The organism is Pediococcus ethanolidurans (assembly GCF_964062635.1).
GTDB classification, from domain to species: Bacteria; Bacillota; Bacilli; order Lactobacillales; family Lactobacillaceae; genus Pediococcus; species Pediococcus ethanolidurans.
The window spans coordinates 1,159,334-1,183,132 of the sequence record NZ_OZ061250.1; the positions used below are offsets into that span (position 1 = coordinate 1,159,334).

General features: G+C 38.3%; 19 protein-coding genes and 1 pseudogene. 13 read left to right on the forward strand and 7 right to left on the reverse strand.

Going from position 1 to position 23,799, the window contains the following annotated elements; translation table 11 throughout:
• Positions 1–114 precede the first annotated feature (114 nt).
• The 3 genes from cbpA to AB3219_RS05705 all read right to left on the reverse strand — a co-directional run bounded on the left by cbpA (position 115) and on the right by AB3219_RS05705 (position 3,627).
• Positions 115–762 carry a cyclic di-AMP binding protein CbpA gene (cbpA, locus tag AB3219_RS05695; RefSeq protein ID WP_057807593.1) on the reverse strand — a complete coding sequence of 216 codons (648 nt, stop codon included), beginning with the start codon at positions 760–762 and terminating at the stop codon, positions 115–117.
• Positions 763–881: 119 nt separating this feature from the next.
• Positions 882–2,264 carry a L,D-transpeptidase family protein gene (locus AB3219_RS05700; RefSeq protein ID WP_216754418.1) on the reverse strand — a complete coding sequence of 461 codons (1,383 nt, stop codon included), beginning with the start codon at positions 2,262–2,264 and terminating at the stop codon, positions 882–884.
• A gap of 400 nt (positions 2,265–2,664) precedes the next feature.
• Positions 2,665–3,627, reverse strand: coding sequence for an L-lactate dehydrogenase (locus AB3219_RS05705; RefSeq protein ID WP_057807589.1), 963 nt, complete (start codon positions 3,625–3,627; stop codon positions 2,665–2,667).
• A gap of 185 nt (positions 3,628–3,812) precedes the next feature.
• On the opposite strand from AB3219_RS05705, the gene AB3219_RS05710 reads away from it, so the two are divergent.
• Together AB3219_RS05710 and AB3219_RS05715 are read left to right on the forward strand one after the other, a co-directional pair.
• Positions 3,813–4,172, forward strand: a complete 360-nt coding sequence (locus AB3219_RS05710) for a hypothetical protein (protein ID WP_216754419.1) — start codon at positions 3,813–3,815, stop codon at positions 4,170–4,172.
• Complete coding sequence (locus AB3219_RS05715) at positions 4,156–4,395, forward strand: hypothetical protein (protein WP_367369371.1); 240 nt, start codon at positions 4,156–4,158, stop codon at positions 4,393–4,395. Before AB3219_RS05710 ends, AB3219_RS05715 begins: the two co-directional genes overlap by 17 nt.
• A 36-nt stretch (positions 4,396–4,431) precedes the next feature.
• On the opposite strand, the pseudogene AB3219_RS05720 reads toward AB3219_RS05715, so the two are convergent.
• From AB3219_RS05720 to AB3219_RS05730, 3 genes and pseudogenes are all read right to left on the reverse strand, one after another.
• Positions 4,432–5,800 (reverse strand): annotated as a pseudogene (locus AB3219_RS05720) (ISLre2 family transposase).
• An 828-nt stretch (positions 5,801–6,628) separates the two neighbouring features.
• Entirely contained in the window at positions 6,629–7,522 is an 894-nt protein-coding gene (locus AB3219_RS05725; protein WP_367369372.1) for an IS3 family transposase, read from the reverse strand.
• A complete protein-coding gene (locus AB3219_RS05730) occupies positions 7,519–8,193 on the reverse strand; it encodes a helix-turn-helix domain-containing protein (RefSeq protein ID WP_367369249.1) in 675 nt (224 codons plus the stop codon). The genes AB3219_RS05725 and AB3219_RS05730 overlap by 4 nt, the downstream gene beginning before the upstream one ends.
• 251 nt (positions 8,194–8,444) lie before the next feature.
• On the opposite strand from AB3219_RS05730, the gene AB3219_RS05735 reads away from it, so the two are divergent.
• The 7 genes from AB3219_RS05735 (at position 8,445) to AB3219_RS05765 (ending at position 17,535) form a co-directional block, all read left to right on the forward strand.
• Positions 8,445–8,564, forward strand: coding sequence for a transposase (locus tag AB3219_RS05735; protein ID WP_367369373.1), 120 nt, complete (start codon positions 8,445–8,447; stop codon positions 8,562–8,564).
• A 106-nt stretch (positions 8,565–8,670) separates the two neighbouring features.
• Complete coding sequence (locus AB3219_RS05740; RefSeq protein WP_367369245.1) at positions 8,671–10,047, forward strand: ISLre2 family transposase; 1,377 nt, start codon at positions 8,671–8,673, stop codon at positions 10,045–10,047.
• Between the two features lie 384 nt (positions 10,048–10,431).
• Complete coding sequence (gene pth / locus AB3219_RS05745) at positions 10,432–10,989, forward strand: aminoacyl-tRNA hydrolase (protein WP_216754476.1); 558 nt, start codon at positions 10,432–10,434, stop codon at positions 10,987–10,989.
• A 22-nt stretch (positions 10,990–11,011) separates the two neighbouring features.
• A complete protein-coding gene (mfd, locus tag AB3219_RS05750; protein ID WP_260365683.1) occupies positions 11,012–14,518 on the forward strand; it encodes a transcription-repair coupling factor in 3,507 nt (1,168 codons plus the stop codon).
• A gap of 46 nt (positions 14,519–14,564) precedes the next feature.
• The gene (locus tag AB3219_RS05755) at positions 14,565–16,127 is read left to right on the forward strand and encodes a polysaccharide biosynthesis protein (RefSeq protein ID WP_216754478.1); all 1,563 of its coding nucleotides are present in this window, start codon (positions 14,565–14,567) and stop codon (positions 16,125–16,127) included.
• Positions 16,128–16,679: 552 nt separating this feature from the next.
• Positions 16,680–16,949, forward strand: coding sequence for an RNA-binding S4 domain-containing protein (locus AB3219_RS05760; RefSeq protein WP_057808008.1), 270 nt, complete (start codon positions 16,680–16,682; stop codon positions 16,947–16,949).
• Positions 16,950–17,163: 214 nt separating this feature from the next.
• Positions 17,164–17,535, forward strand: a complete 372-nt coding sequence (locus tag AB3219_RS05765) for a septum formation initiator family protein (protein ID WP_057808006.1) — start codon at positions 17,164–17,166, stop codon at positions 17,533–17,535.
• A gap of 121 nt (positions 17,536–17,656) precedes the next feature.
• On the opposite strand, the gene AB3219_RS05770 is transcribed toward AB3219_RS05765, so the two are convergent.
• Entirely contained in the window at positions 17,657–18,658 is a 1,002-nt protein-coding gene (locus AB3219_RS05770; protein ID WP_367369374.1) for an IS30 family transposase, read from the reverse strand.
• Positions 18,659–18,888: 230 nt separating this feature from the next.
• Here AB3219_RS05770 and AB3219_RS05775 point away from each other — a divergent pair, with 230 nt between their 5' ends.
• From AB3219_RS05775 to ftsH, 4 genes are all read left to right on the forward strand, one after another.
• The gene (locus tag AB3219_RS05775; protein ID WP_260365673.1) at positions 18,889–19,401 is read left to right on the forward strand and encodes a S1 domain-containing RNA-binding protein; all 513 of its coding nucleotides are present in this window, start codon (positions 18,889–18,891) and stop codon (positions 19,399–19,401) included.
• A gap of 79 nt (positions 19,402–19,480) precedes the next feature.
• Complete coding sequence (tilS, locus tag AB3219_RS05780; RefSeq protein WP_367369375.1) at positions 19,481–20,878, forward strand: tRNA lysidine(34) synthetase TilS; 1,398 nt, start codon at positions 19,481–19,483, stop codon at positions 20,876–20,878.
• Positions 20,878–21,420, forward strand: coding sequence for a hypoxanthine phosphoribosyltransferase (gene hpt / locus AB3219_RS05785; RefSeq protein ID WP_216754473.1), 543 nt, complete (start codon positions 20,878–20,880; stop codon positions 21,418–21,420). Before tilS ends, hpt begins: the two co-directional genes overlap by 1 nt.
• Positions 21,421–21,516: 96 nt before the next feature.
• A complete protein-coding gene (gene ftsH / locus AB3219_RS05790) occupies positions 21,517–23,676 on the forward strand; it encodes an ATP-dependent zinc metalloprotease FtsH (RefSeq protein WP_260365672.1) in 2,160 nt (719 codons plus the stop codon).
• Positions 23,677–23,799: the final 123 nt, after the last annotated feature.

Genomic DNA, 23,799 nt, shown 5'->3' on the forward strand with positions numbered 1-23,799 from the left:
ATTAGGTAACCGCATGTTCTAACTTCAGATTACCGATATAGACTTTTGAATTACTTCACATATACAAAAATGCCAGCCGGGTTTGATTACCAGGCTGGCATTTTTTGGTCTTATTTAAATACGATCGTAAGACTGTAAATCTTCAATTTCAGGAACACGGAATTCTTTACGTTCCAAATTATCTACGATGCGGTCTAACTTTTTCTTGCCCACTTCAGATGGGAGCGTGAAAAGAGTTCGGTGAACAAGTTCGCCACCCTGAGCATCTAAAGACATGACACTGGCAATTGACGTGTATTTTGTAATAATCTTAGCCATAGAAGCTAAGTCACCACGTTCACCGCTTGAAACGACGGTTAAAACGTAACTTCCGACGTTAACATTCCAAGATTGTGACAGCATGTCTAAAAGACGGGCATGGGTCAAAATTCCGTAGAAATGATTATTGTCATCTAAAACCGTAATGTAAGGTAAATCTTTAATGGAAAAGAATACGTTGAAAAAGGCCGCGTTAACTGAAATAAATTTGGTTGCATTCTTCAATAAGGTTGTAACAGGAAGGCTCATATCGCCACCCCGAGACTTATGACGATAGATATGCATTTTATAAATATTTCCGCGGAACAACTGACCCGTTTCGTCTAATATAGGTACACAACGGAAACCTGAATCCTCAAGAGTCTTGAGTGCTTCTTCCAAAGTTGCGTCTTCACGTATGGTGGTTAGACGTTCTTTTGGTTTAACAAGTGATTTTAAGAGCATATAGCATCCCTCCAACTGAATAAGTAGTCTTCACAAACTTAATAATAGCATGTTTTCAAAAAGAGTGCGATAAAATAATGAGACTTCTCACTATTTTATCACACTCTTTTAATAAATATTTAAAAAACAATGACAGGTGTTCCTAACGCTACGAGTTTATAAACCTTTGGCATTACAGAAGGTGGGGTATTGATACAACCGTTAGAACCATGGGTTTTATACCAAGTACCACCAAACGTGGGTTGCCATGAAGCATCATGAATACCAATCCCAGTGTCATCAATAGGCATCCAGTAACTTACCTTGGTGGCATATTTTGTGCCATCAAGATCGGAGCCGCGTAACGTTGCGTTACGTTTCTTTGCCCAAACAGACCAAACTCCAGTGGTTGTTGTTTGCTTTGGTGGAAGGCCAGTAACGACATTTGTCTTCAATTTAAGTTTACCGTTAACGTAAATAAACATTTTTTGATTTTTCTTATCAACTTCAACGTACGTATTACCAATTACTTGTTTGTTCGTGTTATAACCGGTTCCTTGAATGATCGGTTGACGAGTGAAATCTTTACCCTTTAAAATTTCAGTACTTAACGCCGCAGTTTCATCATCAACTTTGAGGCTCCATCCGTAAAAACCACCACTTACAGAAACAGTTCCTCGCAATGTACTTTTGAAAGTTTTCGTTTTTCCATATGTTTTATATTTAGTATTAACTTTGGAAACGTAAGCGCGGACTAATGTTGAGTTCAAACCAAGTTTGCCGTTCTGATAGGTTAGCCATTTAGCAATTTCACTCTTAGGAATCGTGAATTTATAGCCCCCGACATTATACGTAGCTTTTTCATTAATAATCGTTTCGGCTTTTTTAGCAATTTGTGCATCTGAACCAGTGACGGTTGAAGCATAAACCGATTTAGTTATCGCAAGTGTGGTTGCTCCTGACGCAAGGGCCTTTTTTAATTTAGCGGTCAGTTTGTTGGCATCAATTTGATTACCTTGTGTGCCTTTGGAGAGTTTAACCTGACCATTATTAATTTGAAGTTTTCCACTGGTTCCCGCAGTTCGATTTTTGTTTAGTTTAGTAACTTCTTGATTGACTAGTTTTTTTAATTGTTTTTGACTTTGGGTTGTTGTTAAGGCAGTTGTAGTAGCAGCTGATGCCACATTTATAAGATGAAGGGGCCAAGACCAAACTGATTGCTTTTGCAAAGTTGTTTTTAAAGCTGTTGTGGATTGCAATTTTAGACCAATCTGTTTGGTACTAAAGCTAGTTAGGGTTTTACCATTTTGAGTGATTGAAAATTTACGGTTAGCCAACTGTTTAGTAATTGCGGTTGACGCTTGACTTACCGATTTGTTGCCAACGTTTACACCAGCAACTTTAGTATTTGGTAAAAAATGATTGTTGGTAGCAAAGTAAAAAGTGCCAATTCCATAAATAATAAGGAGTATAGCAGCTAAAATGCCAACAATACGCCAATTGCTTCTTGATTTGTGTCTCATGTGTTCCTCCTAAAATGAAGTCAATTCATTAATTGATATAATTCAAGATACTGCAAAAAGGTAGAAACTGCAATATAAGAGTTAAACGATATTAGTTTTTAAATCAATAATTAAAGGTTGAAAGAATGAAATTATGCCTAGTCAACTGTGATGAAGTTATTAGTAGGAACAAAATTAGCTTAATCTTCCGTCCTTCAACGAGAGTTGAGCCGAAATACAGTGCGAGTTCTAAGCCTAATGAATCAGGAGACAGTTTAGACTGCTTTTGCTGAGCTCAATCATTTAATAGACGCAGACCGCCTTTTGTACTTTGAATTTTTAGACAAACAAAAAAATCGGTAATTCGCGTAAATTAAGTTCGCGAATTATCGATTTTTTAAAAACAGTCAAAAAATTGACTTTATTTTTCCAAGTTAGCTAAACCATCGTTTAAAACTTTCTTCAAAGTTTTTGCAGAAGCAGCCATCTTTTGTTTTTCATCAGCATTTAATGGAGATTCAATAACACGAGCTAAACCTGAACCATTAATAACAGCTGGTGTACCAATGTAGATGTCTTTTAAGCCATCATATTGGCCGTCCATGTAAGCACCAACAGGAAGAACCGCATTTTCATCACGTAAGATAGCTTTTGAAATCCGTGTCAAAGCAGTTGCAACACCATAGAAGGTTGCGCCTTTTTTGTTGATGATTTCGTAAGCTTTGTTACGAACGTCGTCTTCAATCTTAGCAAGATCATCAGTTGAAACGCCTTCTTCTTTAGCAATTTCAAGTAATGGTTTTGTGCCGATAGTAGCTGCTGAGTAACCAGCAAATTCTGAATCGCCATGTTCGCCCAAGATGTAAGCATCAACAGAAGCAGGTGAAACATTGAATTTCTTACCAAGAGCCACACGTAAACGAGCAGTATCCAAAGAAATTCCTGAACCAATAACTTTTTCCTTAGGGAATCCTGAGAATTTCCATGTAGCGTAAGTTAAGATATCAACAGGGTTAGCAGCAACCAAGAAAATACCATTGAAGCCTGAGTCAACAACTGGTTTAACAATTGTTGATAAAATCTTCAAATTCTTGTTTACAAGGTCTAAACGAGTTTCACCAGGTTTTTGAGGAGCACCAGCTGTGATGACAACTAAGTCAGCATCCTTGCAATCTGAGTATTCACCAGAATAGATCTTCTTTGGTGAAGTAAATGGAGTTGCATCTTCAAGATCAAGTGCATCACCTTGTGTACGTTCCTTGATGACATCGACAACAACGAATTCTTCAGCAATTCCTTGTTGAGCCATTGCAAAAGCAAAACTAGAACCTACGGCGCCATCGCCAACTAAAACAACTTTTTGATGATTTGGTGTATTAGACAAAATATAACATCCTTTCAATTTGTAATTTCAGATACAAGTATAACACGTTCAGCATTGGTTTCGCATTCACTAATTAAAGTTTAATAGAAAAAACGAATAAAAATGACCTATGTATAGCCAACTTCACAAAATAATTATTCTCATAGTATTAAATAATGTGTTATCGTTATTATGGAGGGGTGAGTATGAAAAGAAAAAAATGGTTATCAATATTTGGAGTGCTAGTTATTATCGTATGTGGCGTAGTTGCATACGTATATTTAAATTCTGATATGTATACCGTTAATCAAGTGAATTCCAAGATGGATAGCATGATTAGGGAAAAGAATTATAAGCAAATGAAATCTGTTGCTAATAATAAGAATACATATATCTTTTTAAGAAGTCTGTCTAGCAAAGATAAAGTTAACGATACTTCAAATTTTCAGGGGGGATCTGACAAAAATGCATATTACGTTACGGCAGTAAAAAGCCAAAAACTAGCTGTCTATATGCGTAAAACAGGAGTAGTCAGTTGGGAGATACGTCATGTCGAAAAACAATAAAAAAATTGCGTTTGTAATTGCTATAACATTTTTATTCACTTTCTGTTTTGCATCAAAGGTTAAGGCATCCGATAATATTTCAGGTACAGTTCATAACGAAATGGTAGCTACTTTTGCCAAGAAGGACACATCGCAAAAGACTTTGGATTCTATTAAAAAGATTGCGCATGATGATAGCAATGTCAATGTCTTGGTTTCTAGTGTATGTGTCAAGTTTTCCTAGGTACCTTATAATCAACCAAATATTTATACATAATTCTTAGTTTGAAAATATTTTTGCTATTGCTCCGATGGGGCTACTTGTTGGGGCATCAACTGGTATTTTACCTGCAAGAACGCCAATATGCTTAGAATGGTGCTTGCTGCTCAGCTGGGCTGAACTCAACGTCTTCAATGGTTCCGTCGCTATCTCCATCCTTATCTCTTGTAACTTTCTTAAACCACCACGTAAGTATTTATTCAGCTTACCGTTTACCCGAGCTTCAATTAATTTCAACATAGCTTCAAGGCCTTTTTCGGACCATACTTTACCTTGCTTTTTCATCCGATACGTATACGCTCTGTGTGAGCTTTCAATGGATCCTAATTTGCCGATCTTCATGAAGCCACGATCGTGTGGAGACTTTATAAACTGCCAATTTCTTGCCAAATATTGCCTTAGGGTTCTTAGGCTCTCAAGCTCCTTATCAGTTTTAATTTGCGACTCAAACGTATCTAAAATAACGTTTAACTGATTCTGATCATACAAGCTAACGCTCTTAACGGCCTTTTTCAACCAATGGATTAAATAAACCAAAGGTTTGTTTAATCTTTTTGACAAAGTGATACCGATCGATAGTAAATTCAACTCTTTGAGCACTCGGAACTATTTCTCGCATACTTTCCGGATTATACCCTGGGCCACCATCACTTGCTGTAAACACGGTCATTTCACTGATTCTATAATACTTCTCAATGTAGTCAGTTACTCGTTTTTGAACCTTTTTTTGATTGATACCAACGAATTCAACTTTGTTTGATCTTGTTCCATCTAAACCTGATTCAAAAACAATGTAATGGTGGACGTCCTGTCTTCGTCGATTAATTTTGTGTATCTCAAAGGCATCGCCTTCAACCACTAAGTTCTCAACTTTTCGTCTCTTAACTATTTTCTTTTCGGACGATTTTTCTTCTGTCTTCACGGTATCTGCCATGTCTCTGATAATTCGGTCTACTGACCAAGCACTAATATCCGTCTGACTGGCCAGATTGATCATCGCTGCCGTATTTCTCATCGTTGTCGTTTGCCCAATTTTGGCAACGACACTTTTTAAATAAGGTGAAATTCTTTTTCTTTCTTCCAACTGAAGCTGTTCATCCAACGGGAAGTAATAGCTTCCATTTGGTCGAAGATAACATCTTCTTTCAAAATTAACGGCCCCAAACATAAACTCAATTGTTCTAGCCTGTCGATTAATGAATGTATTTTCCGCCGGAATTGATGGAACGAGCGTTTCATCTAATTGCCTCAGATATTCAGCTACAACCAGCTGGAATGACTTCCTAAGATGAAGAATTACCTGCTCCTCTAAATCAAATAAACTGTCTAAATTTCCCAATGATTCAATAAAATCTGCTAAAATATACATGAAAGACCTGTATCCTTTCCTTTAATCTTCGTCGATTAAAAGGCTACAGGTCTTTTTCTATATATTCAACTCAAAATGAATATTCCTAGAATTTTATTGACCATCTAGGAAAACCTTACACTAACGTTTCTAGTGATAATATAACTGTAACTGAAAATCTGGGCACTAGTAACAACGTTGATTTAAAAATCAACAACAAAAACGTTAAAGTAAATAACGGACATTTTAGTGTTAACTTAAATAAAGCTAAGTCGTTTAGGTACCAAGTAACTGACTCAGGTATCGCCGGTAAAAACACTGTAGCTAAAGCAACTACAGATAAACATATAAATTTAGTCGATCAAGTTAGCTATTCCACAATGATCAAGAATATGGACAGCATGAATAATATGGATACTAAGGCCACCAACCAGCAATCTAATTTACTTAGTAAATTAGATAGTATGTTGATATTACAGGTACACGCCAGCACTACAAGATATAGCGGCCAAAAAAATGGGCAAAAAGTAAAAAAAGGTACTCATGTTCACTGTAATCGTTTCAATGGAATTCATTCTAATCATAGATACTATTCCAGGCTTAAAGCACAAGGGTGGGTAAACTACTATAAAAGCGATTGCTGGTATAAGCATAAAGCCTATAAATGTCCATTTACGCGTGCAGACAAAAAATGTGACGGATTGTTAAAACACAAAGCTCACAATTGTTCGACTAAGGGACACTGGTCAGTAACCTGTTGGTACAGAAATAAATAAAGTGAAAAAAGGTAACCTTGCACTAGGCCCTGTCAAGTTGACAGTTGAAATAATATAAATTTTTGGTTTTTACCTAAATGGCTTCATTCCAGTATTCATCTGGAGTGAGGCCATTTCTTTGTGCCGAACGATTTTGATGGTTAAAATATTCAATTCCATCTTCAACGAGTTTCACCAGCTCTTTATACGTCTTGGCCATTGGATGACGATCCATCCAGCGAAGCTTAAACTCATTCCACCAACGTTCCATTGGAGCGTTGTCATATGGTGTACCTGGCCGAGACATGCTTCGTTCTACTTCAAATTGGTTCAAAAAATTGTTAAATGCCCCCGATGTATAAGCTGATCCACGATCCGTATGGATACGTGGATGAACGTCACCGGCGGCTACGAACGCCCGCTGAAAGACTTGTATTTCAGCTGAGCTAGTCTCGGTATCGCTGAGATTGTACGATAGTAATCGACGCCCATAGAGATCTAATACGCCGCTTAAACGTACTTTATACTCACCATTCACGCCATACGAAAGCTCTGTTGAGTCAGACAACCAAACCTCGTTTGGTGCACTAACTTCAAAATTCTGGTTCAGTAAATTGTCTTGAATATATTGCTCATTTTGTTTGATGCGATTGTGTTTTTTCTTTCGAATTTGACAATGAATACCAAGGTCTCGCATGACCCGCCGCACCATCTTAAAGGTCACTAAAAAGTCAATTTCTTCGTCTTGCTGTAGATTAGTCAGAAGATTTCCAGCACCAATACCCTGATGATGAAAATTAAACCAATATTTGGTACGTTCTTTGAGCTTGTTATCGTGGCCTTCCCAAATTGTTTCTTCACGGTTGAGCCCCTTATAATAGGCCTGGCGGCTTACACCAATAACTCTTAAAAGTACCGATAACGAGCCCCGATCCTCTTGACTGACATCCTTGATTGCTTGATAGGCCAGTCGATGTTGTTTGTTCACCCCTTGTGCTGAAGTTCCTGCAATTTTTTTGCGAATTTCTCTATAATTTCTTTCTCTTTGAGCTGGACCTTAAGCTGGCGAATTTCAAGCTTTAACTGTTCGTTTTCCGTTAGTTCATCTCGTTGCTTTCGATGTCCACGATTATCCATTAAAGCTGGGTACCCGTTGGCTTCAGCTTTACGTACCCACATCCTAGCTTGCTGATAAGATACTTGAAAATGTTCTGCAGCTTCAGAATAGCTGTGTTTGTCCTTAGTAACATACTCTACAATTTCAATCCGTTCTTCAAAGGTAGTCTTACGGCTCATAGTAGGGACCTGCTTTCTAGACGGTGACACCGTCACAGTTTTATCCCTATTATACCTAGAAATCCAGTTACGTAGTTGTGTATGTGAATGTAAACCAAATTTAATTGTTAGTTCTTCAAGAGTTCCTTCTCCAGCCAAGTACGCCAGAACGGCTGTTAGTTTAAGTTCTTTAGAGTAATGGTTATTTTGGCGTGCTTCTTCAAGCCCTTCGATACCATCACGCTCATACCGAGTCTGCCAACGCTTCAACGACTTTGCGCCAATGTTAAATGCTTTCGCAAATGCTGCATAAGATGTATTGGCTTGCTTGAATTCTTCTAGAATTGTTAGTTTTTCCAATGCTGTATATTTAGATCTAGGCATAATAAAAATCCCTCCATGTTTATCAGATGATTTATATTATTTCATCTGACAACCACAAAGGGATTATCGCACCTTCTGGGTTACTTTTTTTATTATTGTCTTTAGACCGAGTTGAGTTCGCGCTAGCGTGCGAAACAAAAAACCACCTGCTATGCGGGTGGAATAGTAATTCGTTATACGAAAGAATGTAACTTAGATTTAGAATGTAGGTGTCGAAGCCAACATTGCAAAAACGAAAGGAAGCATTCTAAGTGGCGAATAAACTAAACAGTCTAGCGCATACCAAGTGGTTATGTAAATACCATATCGTATTTACACCTAAGTATAGAAGAAAGATAATCAATCTACAATCAATATCGACAAGTTGTTAGTGTAAAGTTTTAGTAGGAAAGTGAAAAAAAGCCTTTTCAAAACACGAGAAGACCGTTAATCTTCTAATTAGGTATAGCAGCCAAAAATTAGGAGGTAACGGTCTTCATGTCTCAGATTTTAACAGAAATCATGACAGTTTTAAAGGAAAGTAATAGTTTATTTAATGCGGAACAGGATTTAATGATTCGGTGCCAGGCATTGATTGCCACGGCTTTAGGCCAAGCATTAGAGGATTTAGATGATCTTTTAATTGGAGAAACAGAATATCGAGAAATTATTGGCAAACGACAACGAACGTTAAATTTTATGTGCGGAACAGTTACTTTTAGACGTCGTTTGGTTAGATTAAATGACAAAACCTATGTCTATCCTTTAGACCGGTACTTACAGTTAATTCCACGAAGTAGGTTTTCACCTTTGATGGTTGAAAAGGTCGCTAAGCTAGCTTCACATAGTGTTTTACGGACAACAGCCTTGGCTGTTAACCTTTTGACCCCACTTTCCATCAGTCATCAAAAGGTGGATCAACTTTATCAATCAGCAGGTGAACAATGTGAAAAACAACGTGAAGAGACTACATTAGTGAACATCGAAAAGAAACGACAAGTTCCTTATCTGTATTTGGAAGGCGATGCCTTTTGTGTGGCCTTAAAGGCTAAGCAACACCATAAAAATGTCCTTATTCATCGACTGCAACTAACGGAAGGTATTAGCCAAAATGGCCGACGACGTCAGACGTTAAACCGGCATGTATTTACGGGATTAAACCGGCAAGCAGTTTTTAATCAAGTACAAGATTATCTCGATCAGAATTATGATTTACGAGCAACTATAATGATTACCGGTAGCGATAATGGGAGTGGCTATGAACCATCCTGCTTTGATGAATTAGCGGTTGGGGCCAAAAAACATGAGCACTTTTTAGATCGTTATCACTTGAACCGAAAAATTCGTAGTCGATTAAGCAAGATGCCTAAGATTCTGCAAAGTAAACTATTTCAGGGTGTGCATAATTGGGATAATGATCAAGTTCAAATTGTCCTTGATACGTGTGAGTTTCAAGCCAATGATGCAGATAGTCTGGAAGCAATTCAACTTTTACGGAGTTACTTGAAACGTAACTGGAATTATTTAAAGCCAGCCAACAAGCGAAGCTTAGCTACCGAAACTGTGTGTTTAGGTGGCTGTGAAAGTAATCATCGACGCTTTACCTATCGGTTAAAACATCAAGGTCGCTCTTGGAGTAAAGCTGGATTGAAGGCGATGATTGCGGTGATTACCAGTGAAATTAACGGGCAATTAGAAACAGCAATGATAAAGATGACCAATACCTTGCCAATAAGCATCATGCCAGTTAAAGTGGCCGCTAGTTATTTTCTTAAACAGCCTTTTACACAATATCAAGGAATTAGGCACGGCAGTATTTCATTAGACGCAGCAACTAGCAGTGCTATGGGTAATTTGGTGAAGGCTATTTCATAGGATTTGAATAACAGGTGGAGTGGAGGCGTTGGTGAAAGAGTGTGTCGATGTCACTTAGCGATTTATCGCTTAGAGACATGGGAGACTGGAGAGATCCACTTCTGGCCTGAAGGGCAAGAAGTTAGCTCGTAAGCGACCCACACGACCCCGCATCAACGCCGGAACGAAACAAAAAGTAGTTAAAAACATAAATAAAATCTAATTAGAAGCACTACCTACTAAAACTTGACACATACCGACAAGTTTGTGAAACTGCAAGGAATAAGCGAGTATGCTACAATTAACTAATCAAACAAACGGAGCGCTGAACGGATTTTTTTCTGTTCGGCCATTTTGTATTATTTTAGACAAATATACAAGCAAATTAAGGGAGTTAAATTAATCATGAAAATGATCGTTGGTTTAGGAAACATTGGTACGCAGTATGACGAAACAAGGCATAATACTGGTTTTATGGTGGTAGATCGGTTAGCCAGCTTGTATCACACAACTTTTTCAAAACACCAAATGGAAGCCAGTTTAGCGACGACTCAAATTAATGGTGAGAAAATCCTGCTAGTAAAACCTTCTACTTATATGAATGAATCCGGTCGCGCCATACGACCATTAATGGATTACTATAAAATTGATATTAAGGATTTAATTGTTGTTTATGACGACATGGATCTACCAGTTGGCAAAATTCGGTTTCGTCAAAAAGGGGCCGCCGGTGGTCATAATGGTATTAAAAGTTTGATCGCCCATTTGAAGACGCAAGATTTTGACCGCCTCAAAGTGGGTACTGATCATCCTCAAAAGACAACAGTTGTGAACTATGTCTTAAGTAAATTCACGGCAACACAGCGACCATTATTTGATGAAAGTGTTGATCGCGGTATAAATGGTTTAGAGGACTGGGTCAAGGGTATGTCAATTGCAGATTTGATGAATAAATATAATTAAAAAAGCAGAAAGGAGATCCACAATGGATATTCAGGATTTCTTTGCTAAAAGTAATGGAATGCAACAAGTTTTGCAGCAAGTAGTTCCACAAAAACGACAGTTAGTTACTGGACTAGTCGGTTCTGCTAGAACACTTTTTTTAAGTGAACTGCTCAAACAAAAACAGGCCCCTATTTTAATCGTGTCCGACAATCTCTATCATGCACAACAACTCACCGATGATCTTCAAAACATATTGGATGATTCACAGATTCACCTTTTTCCAGCAGAGGAGACCCTTGCAGCTTCCGCGGCGACAAGCTCACCGATTTATCGGGCCCAACGAACGGAGTTTATTCAAGCTCTTTTAACCAATAAGCCCGGTGTTTATGTCACATCAGTTTCCGGGATCCGCCGTTTTTTACCGCCCAAAAAAGTTATGCAACAGGCGGTTCTTGATGTAAGTGTTGGAGCAGATTTTGAACTTACACAACTTGAGGATCAATTAGTTGATATGGGGTATGTCCGCGAAGAAATGGTGGCTCGACCTGGCGACTTTGCTGTTCGTGGGTCAATCGTGGATGTGTATCCTTTAGGAACCGAGTATCCGATTCGAATTGACTTTTTTGATACTGAGGTTGATTCGTTACGCTATTTTGATGCGGAAACACAACGCAGTGTTGAAAACATTGAGAGTTGTTTAATCTTACCCGCCACCGATTTTATCGTAACGAAGGTAATGCTACAAAAAGGGATTCAAAATTTCCAAAAAGCGGTTACTACTGAAAAACGCCGTCTTAAAAATGATAATGATCTGCAAATATTGACGCAGCAATCAACGGAAATTCTTGATCGTTGGCAACAACGTGATGTACGACCAAATGATATTGTTTTTACTGATTATTTATATGATGAAAAAAACAACTTATTGGATTACATGGCCGCTGACGGTGTTTTGGTCATGGATGATTATTCCCGGATATTAGAAGCTGAGAATGATTTACAAGATGATGAAGCTGAATGGGTAGCCGATAAATTAAAAACCCATGAAGTTATTTCAACACAAAAATTTGGTTTTGAGATTCGCCAATTGATTAAAACAAACCAGCAAGCACAAATATTATTGTCCTTATTTCAAAAAGGACTAGGACGTTTAAGACTTGATCAATTAACGGATCTTAAGACGCGAGCAATGCAAGAATTCTTTGGACAAATGCCGGTTTTAAAGACGGAAATGGATCGCTGGCAAAAACAAGGACAAACAGTTGTTGTTTTAATTCAAAAGAAAGATCGTCTGGATAAAGTTAGTGAGACACTGAGAGATTTTGAAATTGATGCTGTGATTGCGCGCGGTAAATCGATTCAGGCACAAGTCGTGACGGTCATGCAAGGACAACTTACCAGTGGGTTTGAGTATCCCGAGGCAAATCTTGTGGTTGTGACAGAACATGAGTTATTTGCCAAAGTTCCTAAGAAACGTCCTAAACGCCAAAAAATGGAAAATACGCAACGACTAAAGAGTTACACCGAATTAAAACCGGGTGACTATGTTGTGCATGTTAATCACGGAATTGGCCGTTATACAGGGATGACAACCTTATTAGTTGATGGTGTCCATCAGGATTACATTACAATTCAATATTCTGGCAGTGGCAAGTTATTTATTCCAGTGACGCAGCTAAATCTCGTTCAGAAGTATGTGGCGTCTGAAGGGAAAAAACCACACCTAAATAAATTAGGTGGTAGTGATTGGGCTAAAACGAAACGTAAAGTTGCCGCTAAAATTGAAGATATTGCAGATGAATTAGTGGAACTTTATGCAAAACGAGAAGCAGAAACAGGGTTTGCATTTTTACCAGACGATGATTATCAAGGCCAATTTGAAGATGATTTTCCTTATACAGAGACGCCGGATCAACTGCGAAGTGTCACTGAAATTAAACGAGATATGGAACGAGCTAAACCAATGGATCGTTTGTTGGTGGGAGACGTTGGTTACGGAAAGACGGAAGTTGCTTTACGAGCCGCATTTAAAGCCATTGAATCAGGAAAACAGGTTGCGTTTTTAGTGCCAACCACCATTTTAGCTCAACAACATTACGAAACCATGATTAACCGTTTTAGTGGTTATCCGGTTTCGGCAGGGGTGCTTTCACGTTTTCGAACCAAGAGCCAAATTAAAGAAACTTTGACCGGATTAAAGAATGGGACAGTTGATATTGTGGTTGGAACGCATCGGCTACTTTCAAAAGATGTTAAATTTCAAGATTTAGGTTTATTGATTATTGATGAAGAACAACGTTTCGGCGTTAAACATAAAGAAAAAATCAAACATTTAAAGTCACAGGTTGATGTACTTACACTGACAGCAACACCAATTCCACGAACCTTAAATATGTCAATGATTGGTGTCCGTGATCTGTCTGTGATTGAGACGCCACCCACCAATCGTTATCCAATTCAAACTTACGTCATGGAAGAAAATGCGGGAGCAATTCGTGATGGCATTCATCGTGAATTGGAACGCGGCGGTCAGGTTTTTTATTTGCATAATCGAGTAGAAGATATCGAAGAAACTGTGAGTCACATTGAAGAATTAGTACCAGAAGCTAGTGTGACATATATTCACGGTCAAATGTCGGAAAAGCAAATGGAAGATGTATTATATGATTTTGTGCAAGGCAATTACGACGTTTTGGTGACCACAACGATTATTGAAACAGGGGTTGATATTCCTAATGTAAATACGTTGTTTGTGGAAAACGCTGATCATATGGGATTGTCGCAGTTGTATCAACTTCGTGGGCGAATTGGGCGTAGTAGTCGTGTGGCATATGCTTATTTTACGTATAAACCAAACAAGGTTTTGACTGAAATTAGCGAAAAGCGTTTAGAGGCTATTAAAGATTTTACGGAATTAGGATCTGGTTTTAAGATTGCGATGCGTGATTTATCAATTCGAGGAGCTGGGAATCTATTAGGTAAGCAACAGCACGGCTTTATTGATTCAGTTGGTTATGATTTGTACACGCAAATGCTATCTGATGCTGTAGCCCAAAAGCAAGGGAAAGCTGCCAAGGTGACTACTGATGCAGAAGTAGAGCTGGGAATTGAAGCGTACTTACCAAGTGATTATATTGAAGATCAACGCCAGAAAATCGAACTGTATAAACGAATTCGACAAATTGAAAATCAAGATCAATTTGTTGAAATTCAAGAGGATTTAATTGATCGGTTTGGTGATTATCCAATTGAAGTGACTAATTTATTGGCAATTGGACAAGTAAAAATGTTAGCTGATGAGGCATTGATTGAAAAGATTCAGCGTCAAGAAGATAATATCTTTGTAACTCTGTCACCACGTGCCACTCAAAAATTACAGCAAGCTGATATTTTTGAAGCGTTGGCAGCTACTCAGTTACGGGCAATGGTAAATGTTGACAATAAAAAAATGCAAATCAAGCTTGTTATTCAACCCGCAATGAAGGAAAAAGATTGGTTAAAACAATTACAGCAGTTTGTGGAAGCTTTAATTAAAAAAGTGGCGTAAACCTTAGGAGGGAACTCCCGTGCAAAATAAAAAAATGAAAAATGTAATGCAAGGAGCTTTTATCCTAACGATTGCCTCATTGGTCGCCAAGGTTCTGAGTGCTGTGTATCGAATTCCCCTTCAAAATTTGGTGGGCAATACCGGTTTTTATGTGTATCAGCAAATTTATCCCATTTACGGAATTGGAATTACATTTGCACTTAGTGGTTTTCCAGTGTTTATTTCTAAACTTATTGCGGAGCAAAATTCAGAAGAGCGTAAAGTTGAAGTGGCTCGCCAATCGTTTGTAATTTTAAGTGTCATATCATTTCTGATTGTTGGGGCGTTACTTCTTGGTGCTCCGGAGATTGCCCGAGGAATGGGGGATGAACAGCTAACACCAATTATCAGATGTGTATCACTGATGTTTATATTTATGCCGTTTTTAGCGATTGGTAGAGGCTATTACCAAGGAATTTTTCAAATGTTGCCAACAGCCCGTTCACAAATAATGGAACAAGTCGTTCGTGTGGCGGTTATCATTGGCGTAGCTTATACGGCTGCTCACCAAAACTGGAATGTGTATAAAATGGGTACCTGGGCCATGTCTGGAGCGGTCATTGCGGCCGTTGTAAGTACACTATATTTTCTACAACTTTTTCGAACGAAGATTTTTAGATCAATGCCCAAACAAACTGGTGCTTTAGCTGTACCGTCAAACTATGGTCACCTCGTCAAACGTTTTTTAGTTGAAGGTGGCACCATTTGTTTATTTGCCGCAATTATTATTTTGCTTCAACTTATTGATTCGTTTTCCGTAAAAAATGGCTTGGTCGGTCAAGGATTATCTAATGAAGCTGCAAAATCTTTAAAGGGTGTTTATGATCGTGCTCAACCACTTGTTCAATTGGGATTAGTAATTGCAACCTCTTTTTCAACCACGTTGCTGCCATCTTTAACGAAGGCAGTTCAAAAACAAAATCAGTATGATTTTAAACGGACAGCACAATCAATGTTTCATATTGGACTGGCAATTTCGACGGCGGCTACAGTAGGGATGATTGCCTTACTCCCTCAAATAAATCGAGTGTTGTTTGGCAATATGGAAGGCACAACTGCCATAAGAATTTATGTGATCGCCGTGATTTTTGCAGCACTAATTGCCACTTATAACAGTGTTCTCCAAAGTTTAAGTATTTTTCAACCGGCTATTTTTGCGTTTATAATGGGATTGATCGTTAAATTGGGCTTTAATCAGTTAGCTGTTGTAAAATATGGAATTAACGGTGCTAGTTTTGTAACTGTGTTAAGCTTGGCTGTTATGTTGATTTGTATGCGACTACGAATATCTTCTTCCCTAAAAGAAAATATTCGGCTTGATTGGCGGTTCTTAAGTAAACTAGCGGTTGCCAGTCTGACAATGGCAGTGGTTGTGTATATGACACGGTTAGGACTGCTGGCGATTTTGCAAAATCTTAATCGAGTTGAACTGGGCTTGGTAATTATTCTAATTGTTTTGATTGGAATACTAGTATTTGCTGGGGTGGCCATTGAACTGCGTTTGTTTACTATTCGGGAATGGCTGACTATTCCGTATGGGAAAAAATTGTTAAAGAAATTAGTTAAATAACTAAAGGTTGAAAGCATCAAAATCACTTCAATAACTGCTGTTAAACGACTTAGACTCAAAAAAATGGTTTAACTGCCGTCCTGCGGCTCACATGGTCTAGAACGAGGTGGGCACGATTTGAAGCCAAGAAGAACACTTGTCTTCAAACTCGGCCTTATCCTAAGTAATAAATTACTAAGGATAATTTCACCTCTGAGACCAATCGCCTCCGGACTAAGAACGGTTGACGCTTCAATAATGCTCAACAGCACAGATATAATAACTTCTATATCGATACATTGGTTGCAAAGATTAGACTTAGTCTGGAAGCAAATGGGCTCAGTAGTGACATTTATCTTAGCGAGTTTCGCTTAGATAAAGGCCGAGCTTAGAGACGTGTATTTCGGCTCTAAGTCGTGCCCACTACGTTCCAGCCCGGTTTTGCTGGAAGACGGTATTTTAATCTAATTTTGTTACTATGAACGCTTTTGTATCAGACAATGAGATGTGTTTTTGTGCTTTCAACCTTTAGTTAAATAAAATTATTAACCAAAAAGAAACGAGGAAAAGTTAATGAGATTAGATAAATTTTTAAAAGTTTCAAGAATTATAAAACGACGCTCAATTGCAAAAGAAATCGCGGATCAGGGTCGAATTTTAATTAATGATCGCACCGCAAAATCTTCGTCTGACGTGTCAGAAAACGATCAATTGGTGATTAAGTTTGGTAATAAGACGTTAACTGTTCGGGTAGATGCTCTGTTGGAAACAACCAAAAAAGATGACGCAGAGCGCATGTACACAATTTTATCTGAAGACTATGCAAAAGATTATCGAAAATAAATTTCAAAATTAAATTTGGTTGTTTTTGAAGTGAATATCAATTTTATTGGGACTGGCTTACCACTTTGTGGAGGTTTAGTTCCTTTTTTAGTGATTAGGAAACCACTTACAAAATTTAATAAATTCTTTGTTGAAAATGCATAGACAGTCATATAGGACCTTGTTATAATTACTGTCAGAGAGATGAATCTTTGTAAAAACGGGGGTTGTATGAATGGCAAGTAATGTAAATGGGTCGCAGAGAACTTTGACCAAAACTACTGAAAAAATCAGAAAAATTCGTACAACACGATTGCACCGTTTTTATATCATTATGGGTATTTTTATTGTTTTTGCTGGTATCTTTGGTTTTCAAATTGTTCATACACATTACCAACGAGCAGCGGTTAATCAACAAATTCAAACTAGTAAGGCACAATATGCCACAGCTAAAACGCAAAATAAATCTTTAGGTTTGCAAGTTAAACAGTTAAATAACGCAGATTATCTCCAAAAATTGTTAAGAGAAAAATATTACTACAGTAAATCTGGAGAAATAATCTATAGTTTACCTGCTGATCATTCTTCCGACGTAAGTCAAAAGTAATTTAGTTATTTAATAATGATTATCATTTTGTAAGAACTAATCCTTACAGGATGATGGTCATTTTTTTGTTCTCGAATTGTCAAATCAAGTGCAACACTTACTAAATAAAATAGGAATTGGTCTAGGAAGCTGATCTAAAAGCTTTACTGAATGCTTTAGCACTCAGGTAGTGCAGGATCTTACAGGGCTTGTCGTTGATGGCATTTTGGATTTGAGCAATTTGGGTTTCAGTAAACTGCTTCAATGATTTTCCTTTAGGAATATACTCCCGAATCAACCCGTTGGCATTCTCATTACTACCACGTTCCCAAGGCGAGAACGGATGTGCAAAGTAAATTTTAGGACCCTTAACTTGTGCAAGCTTTGAAAATTCACTGCCATTATCAAAAGTGATAGATTTAAACCAATCTGGATGTTGATTGATGACTTTTTGAAGAGCCTCTAAGCAAGTTTGTGCGTGATAATCTGGGATCTTTATGATTATTTCAAAGCGGCTCACCCGTTCCGTTAAAGTAAGCAGGGCAGGCTCAGAAGCCACGCGTTTTCCCTTAACTAGATCACCTTCCCAGTCGCCAAACGCTGTGCGCTTGGTGACACTTTCAGGACGTTCTTCGATCGAAGTACCTAATATCTTCTTATTATAGCGATCATGATTGTGCTTGCCCTTAACTCGTCGTCTAAGTTTTTTGGGCAAATCACTATTTCGAAGGTTCAACAGGCCTTGATCAATATAACGATAAACCGTGGGAACCGAAGGACATTTGAATTGCGGATAGTCGGCTTGAAATTGGTGGACGAATCCATCGACACCAGCTGATCTAAAGTGCTTTTTTAGCGTCTTGGTTAAGAGATTAAAAAAGTATTTACACGGCTTTAATAAGCCTTTTGAATGACAGTGTGAACGATGCTTTTCATAGACAGCTTGACCAGCATCAGCATAGTAGTTAGTGAAGAATAAGTAGTTAGTATCACGTTGTTTAACCGTGCCGCGATGTAACTCACGGCTAATCGTACTAGGGCTTCTGTGAAGCTCTCTAGCAATTTCACGAACAGTAACATTTTGGCGACTTAAAGTTTGAATCATGCCTCTTTCTTCAGGTTGTAGTTGTTGATAACCGGACATAGTGCTATTCTTTGTTTGGGTCATGGAGACTCCTTTCTTGAGTTTAGTCACTTTAAGTTTAGGTCTCCATGGCCTATTTTGTCTATTTTTGGTCTAGTTGATCAGGTGTTGCACTTGAATTGTAAATCGGGCGTCATTTTTTTGTTGTAAATTCAATTAGGATATTCTCGCACTTGCGATGATCTGGTGCTATACTAGTTACACATAGTCTAAGGAGGAAGTACTTTTTTATGGCAATTGAAGTTGGGTCAAAAGTATCTGGCAAGGTTTCGGGAATCACTAATTTTGGAGCGTTTATCGATTTAGGCGACCATAAAACCGGGTTGGTACACATTAGTGAAGTTTCCAATGGATTTGTGAAGGATATTCATGATGTTTTAACGGTAGGCGATACAGTCACAGTTAAAGTATTGACAGTTGGCGATGATGGCAAGATTGGTTTGTCAATTCGTAAGGCTGAAGAACAACCAGCTCCAGAGCATCATAATCAATCTAGTCATTCTAACCGTTCTAATCATTTAGAACATACGAATCATGCAAATCATTTTGAGCATGAGGCTAGTTCACACCGTTCCTCAAAATCAAATTCTCATTATCAAGGACATGCTAGCAGTCATCATGAAGATCCAAAAGATTTTGACTCATTGCTATCAGGTTTCTTGAAAGATAGTGAGGCACGTTTAACAACCTTAAAACGTAACACAGAAGGTAAGCGCGGCGGTCGTGGTGGACGTCGAAGTTAAAAAATAAAATAAAGTGAGAAGCCCGTTGCAAAACATTCGTTTTGGTCGGGCTTTTCTTCAAATTAGAAGGTGAAGTTCAGTGAACGGCTCGTTACAAAGAGAATTTAATTTAACTCTTCGTAAGTACAATCTGAAGCCAACGGATACAGTGGTTGTCGGTGTTTCAACTGGTGTGGATTCGATGGTGTTACTAACTTTATTGGAAGAATTACCCTCACAACGACGCCCAAAAATTGTTGTGGCCCATGTAAATCACAAGCTAAGGGCACAAAGTACGCAAGAGCAGGCATTTATTGAAAAGTATACGCAAACTCATAATTTACGCGTGGAAATCAAAGTGTGGTCAGTAAATCAGCATCCCAAAACGGGAATCGAAAATGCAGCTCGAAAGATACGTTATGATTTTTTTGCAGAAGTTGCGCGAAAATTTCAGGCACGTTTTCTATTTACGGCACATCAGGCTGATGATCAGGCCGAAACTTTCTTAATGAAACTGGTTCGTGGTGGTGCGCTTCAACAATTACAAGGTATCGATTCAAGAAAGCTGACCCAAAATACCATGGTGGTGCGACCGTTATTACCCTTTTCAAAAGAAGCCATTCGTCAATTTGCTACTCGTAAGCAACTAAAGTGGTATGAAGACCAGACGAACACTGACGAAAGCTTTACTAGAAATCGAATGCGACATCAAATAGTCCCGCGGCTAAAACAGGAGAATGCACAGTTTTTAAAACATGTCCAAGACTATGAAACCCAATTGCAACTATTAATTAGGGCAACTGAACAACGTGAAGAGCAATTAACAAAAGAATTAGTTTTTGATGATGGTTATCGAACAGAACGCTTTTTAGAATTAAGCACAGAGTGGCAAAACCTGACGATTCAATATATTAGTGATCATGAAGTTGGTGAAGGAAAAGTTTCTAAACAGCAACAAGAAGAAATTCTGTGCCTTTTAGGAAATTTGCAAAAACCAACTGGCAAACTACAAATTAATGCACAAATGGATTTTATAAAAGATTATCAAAAATTTGGATTTTTTTTGACGACAGAATTGCAGAAAAAACCACTGATAATCAGTGATTCTATGTTAATATTGAACCAATGGCATTCGATTGAAGACTATGGCAAAGTTGGTGTATTTGAAACTGATTATGATGCGAAGAAATTAGATGATTTATGCCAGGTGATGCAACTTAGCGAAAATCAACTAATTTTTCCCCTTACAGTTAGGTCAGCCAAACCACACGATAAATTGGGCTTGAAAAATACCCATCAAAAAAGTGTGCGACGGGCACTGATGGATGCCAAAGTACCAAGTTGGCAGCGAGTAGGTTGGCCTTTGCTAGTGGATAAAAATGAACAACCGCTTTGGCTGTTAGGTCTTCGAAAAAGTTGGCTTCAAACACCATTTGATGGTGATGTACAAAAATATTTCATAATCTGGAAACCAAATAATCTGGAGGAATTGAATTGATGAATGATGATATAGAACGCGCTTTGTATAGTCAAAGTGACATTGCGGATGCATGTAAAAGGTTAGGAAAACAATTGACAAAAGACTATGAAGGCAAAGTACCCGTAGTTGTTAGTGTTTTGTCAGGAGCAGTATTTTTTACAACTGACGTGATGCGTCAAATGGATACATATACACAATTGGATTTTGTGGATGTTTCAAGTTATCACGGTGGTACTCATTCCACTGGCGAAGTGCAACTGGTTACGGATATTAGTCGTGATGTGAGTGGCAGGGATGTTTTAATCATTGAAGATATTGTGGATACTGGACGTACACTTCAATTTATTATTGACCTATTCAAGAATCGTCATGCCAAAAGTGTGAAAGTTTGTACGTTACTTGATAAACCAACTGGACGAGTATTAGAAGCAAAAGCTGATTATGTTGGTTTTGTTGTCCCAGATGAGTTTGTTGTGGGTTATGGCTTAGATTATAAAGGTGAGTATCGGAACTTGCCATATGTCGGCGTTTTAAAGCCAAAAATTTATGTGAATAAATAATTGGTCAAAATTGGTCAAGTGTGATATTATCTATCTATCGAGGGCTGAGCAGACCTCTGCTTGCCGTTCGTAAAACCGTCAACAAGGAGGATTCCAATGAATAAAAAAGGGAATAACAACGGACTTGTTAAAAATAGTTTGTTTTATATCGTTGTTTTCTTAGCTTTAGTTGGCATTATTTATTTTGTCACTGGGCAGGGAAATAATACACAAACGGCATCTATTTCATCAAGCCAATTTGTGTCCCAATTACAAAAGAACAAGGTTAAGAGTTTTGTCGTGCAGCCTACGAATGGTGTTTACAAAATTACTGGTAAATATCGCACTGCACAAAAGGGCAATACTCAATCTGGTTTATTCCCGGCGTCAAGTTCGTCTACTAAGGTCGAAAGCTTTACAACGACTGTGTTGGAAAATGATTCAACCACAGCTCAAATTACTAAAGCTGCGCAAAAGGAAAATGTCAAAATGGACACAAAACCAGAAGCTTCAAATAGCTTCTGGGTACAATTATTAGTTACCGGTTTGCCTTTGTTGCTCTTCATCGTTTTCTTCTATATGATGATGAGCCAAGCAGGCCAAGGTGGCGGTGGTAGTAAGGGTGTAATGAACTTTGGTAAGTCGAAAGTCAAACCAGCCGATAAAAAGGCAAACAAAGTTCGTTTCTCTGATGTTGCGGGTGAAGAGGAAGAAAAACAAGAACTTGTTGAAGTTGTTGAATTCTTGAAAGATCCTCGGAAGTTCGTTTCGTTGGGTGCTCGTATTCCATCAGGTGTGCTTTTAGAGGGGCCTCCTGGTACTGGTAAAACATTGTTGGCAAAAGCAGTTGCCGGTGAAGCAGGAGTTCCATTCTACTCAATTTCCGGTTCTGATTTCGTTGAAATGTTTGTTGGTGTCGGAGCCAGTCGTGTTCGTGATTTGTTTGACCAAGCAAAGAAAAATTCACCTTCCATCATTTTCATTGATGAAATTGATGCCGTTGGTCGTCGCCGTGGTAGCGGTGTTGGTGGCGGTCACGATGAACGTGAGCAAACTTTAAACCAATTATTGGTTGAAATGGATGGATTTACCGGAAACGAAGGCGTCATTGTAATGGCTGCTACTAACCGTTCTGATGTCTTAGATCCAGCTCTTCTTCGTCCAGGTCGATTTGATCGAAAGATTTTGGTTGGTCGTCCAGATGTTCGCGGTCGTGAAGCTATTTTGAAGGTTCACGCTAAGAACAAACCACTTGATAAAAATGTTGATTTGAATGAGATTGCTAAACAAACTCCCGGGTTTGTGGGTGCTGATCTTGAAAACCTATTAAACGAGGCTGCTTTGCTTGCTGCAAGACGCAATAAAAAGATCATCGATGCTTCTGATTTAGATGAAGCTGAAGATCGTGTTATTGCAGGCCCGGCTAAGAAGAATGCAGTTGTTAATCCAGATGAACGTAAAATTGTTGCTTATCATGAAGCTGGTCATACAATTGTAGGACTTGTTTTGAATGATGCCCGTGTGGTTCATAAAGTTACAATTGTTCCTCGTGGCCGTGCCGGCGGTTATGCAATTATGCTTCCTCGTGAAGATCAAAACTTGATGTCCAAGAAGGATGCTATGGAGCAGATTGCTGGTTTAATGGGTGGTCGTGCTGCTGAAGAAACCATCTTTAAGTCACAGTCATCAGGCGCTTCAAATGACTTTGAACAGGCTACTGGTATTGCCCGTGCAATGGTTACTCAGTATGGAATGAGTGATAAAATTGGACAGGTTGAATTATCAGCACCTGGTCAATCCTACTATGGTGAAAATGGGCCAGCTTATTCTGAAAAGACAGCGGCAACCATTGACGATGAAATTCGTCGCCTCACTGAAGAGGGTCATCAAAAAGCATTAGACATTATTGCTACCCATCGTGAACAACACAAAATTATTGCTGAAGCTTTATTGAAGTACGAAACATTAGACGAAAAGCAAATTTTGAGTTTGTATAAGACGGGTGAAATGCCTGCTAAAAATGGTGCTTCAGAATTTCCAAGTGAAAAGGCAGCAACTTTTGAGGAATCAAAACGTGAGCTCGAACGCAAAGAAGCTGAACGTCATGCTGATGATAAAGATAATAACGACGATAATGACAACAATACAGATACAAAGTTAGATACTCCAAGTGAACATGAGGACGATTCTACCAATAATTCTGGTAGTAATCATCGTTTGCCAAGTTCACATGATGACTCGGAAGATCATAATTCTGATGATCATACAGATCTGTAAAACGATCAAACTTGCATAAAAAGTTTAAAAAACAGCAAATTGGTAAGGAATTTCCTTATTGATTTGCTGTTTTTGAGTAGTTAGGGTTGGCTTAGATTATAAGATGTGTAAAAATATAAGACG

Excerpts from the sequence above, each read along its gene's own strand:
- cbpA (WP_057807593.1), bottom strand. The coding sequence starts at position 762 with ATGCTCTTAAAATCACTTGTTAAACCAAAAGAACGTCTAACCACCATA.
- AB3219_RS05700 (WP_216754418.1), bottom strand. The coding sequence starts at position 2,264 with ATGAGACACAAATCAAGAAGCAATTGGCGTATTGTTGGCATTTTAGCT.
- AB3219_RS05710 (WP_216754419.1), top strand. The coding sequence starts at position 3,813 with ATGAAAAGAAAAAAATGGTTATCAATATTTGGAGTGCTAGTTATTATC.
- AB3219_RS05715 (WP_367369371.1), top strand. The coding sequence starts at position 4,156 with ATGTCGAAAAACAATAAAAAAATTGCGTTTGTAATTGCTATAACATTT.
- AB3219_RS05730 (WP_367369249.1), bottom strand. The coding sequence starts at position 8,193 with ATGCCTAGATCTAAATATACAGCATTGGAAAAACTAACAATTCTAGAA.
- AB3219_RS05740 (WP_367369245.1), top strand. The coding sequence starts at position 8,671 with ATGTCTCAGATTTTAACAGAAATCATGACAGTTTTAAAGGAAAGTAAT.
- pth (WP_216754476.1), top strand. The coding sequence starts at position 10,432 with ATGAAAATGATCGTTGGTTTAGGAAACATTGGTACGCAGTATGACGAA.
- mfd (WP_260365683.1), top strand. The coding sequence starts at position 11,012 with ATGGATATTCAGGATTTCTTTGCTAAAAGTAATGGAATGCAACAAGTT.
- AB3219_RS05755 (WP_216754478.1), top strand. The coding sequence starts at position 14,565 with ATGCAAGGAGCTTTTATCCTAACGATTGCCTCATTGGTCGCCAAGGTT.
- AB3219_RS05760 (WP_057808008.1), top strand. The coding sequence starts at position 16,680 with ATGAGATTAGATAAATTTTTAAAAGTTTCAAGAATTATAAAACGACGC.
- AB3219_RS05765 (WP_057808006.1), top strand. The coding sequence starts at position 17,164 with ATGGCAAGTAATGTAAATGGGTCGCAGAGAACTTTGACCAAAACTACT.
- AB3219_RS05770 (WP_367369374.1), bottom strand. The coding sequence starts at position 18,658 with ATGTCCGGTTATCAACAACTACAACCTGAAGAAAGAGGCATGATTCAA.
- AB3219_RS05775 (WP_260365673.1), top strand. The coding sequence starts at position 18,889 with ATGGCAATTGAAGTTGGGTCAAAAGTATCTGGCAAGGTTTCGGGAATC.
- hpt (WP_216754473.1), top strand. The coding sequence starts at position 20,878 with ATGAATGATGATATAGAACGCGCTTTGTATAGTCAAAGTGACATTGCG.
- ftsH (WP_260365672.1), top strand. The coding sequence starts at position 21,517 with ATGAATAAAAAAGGGAATAACAACGGACTTGTTAAAAATAGTTTGTTT.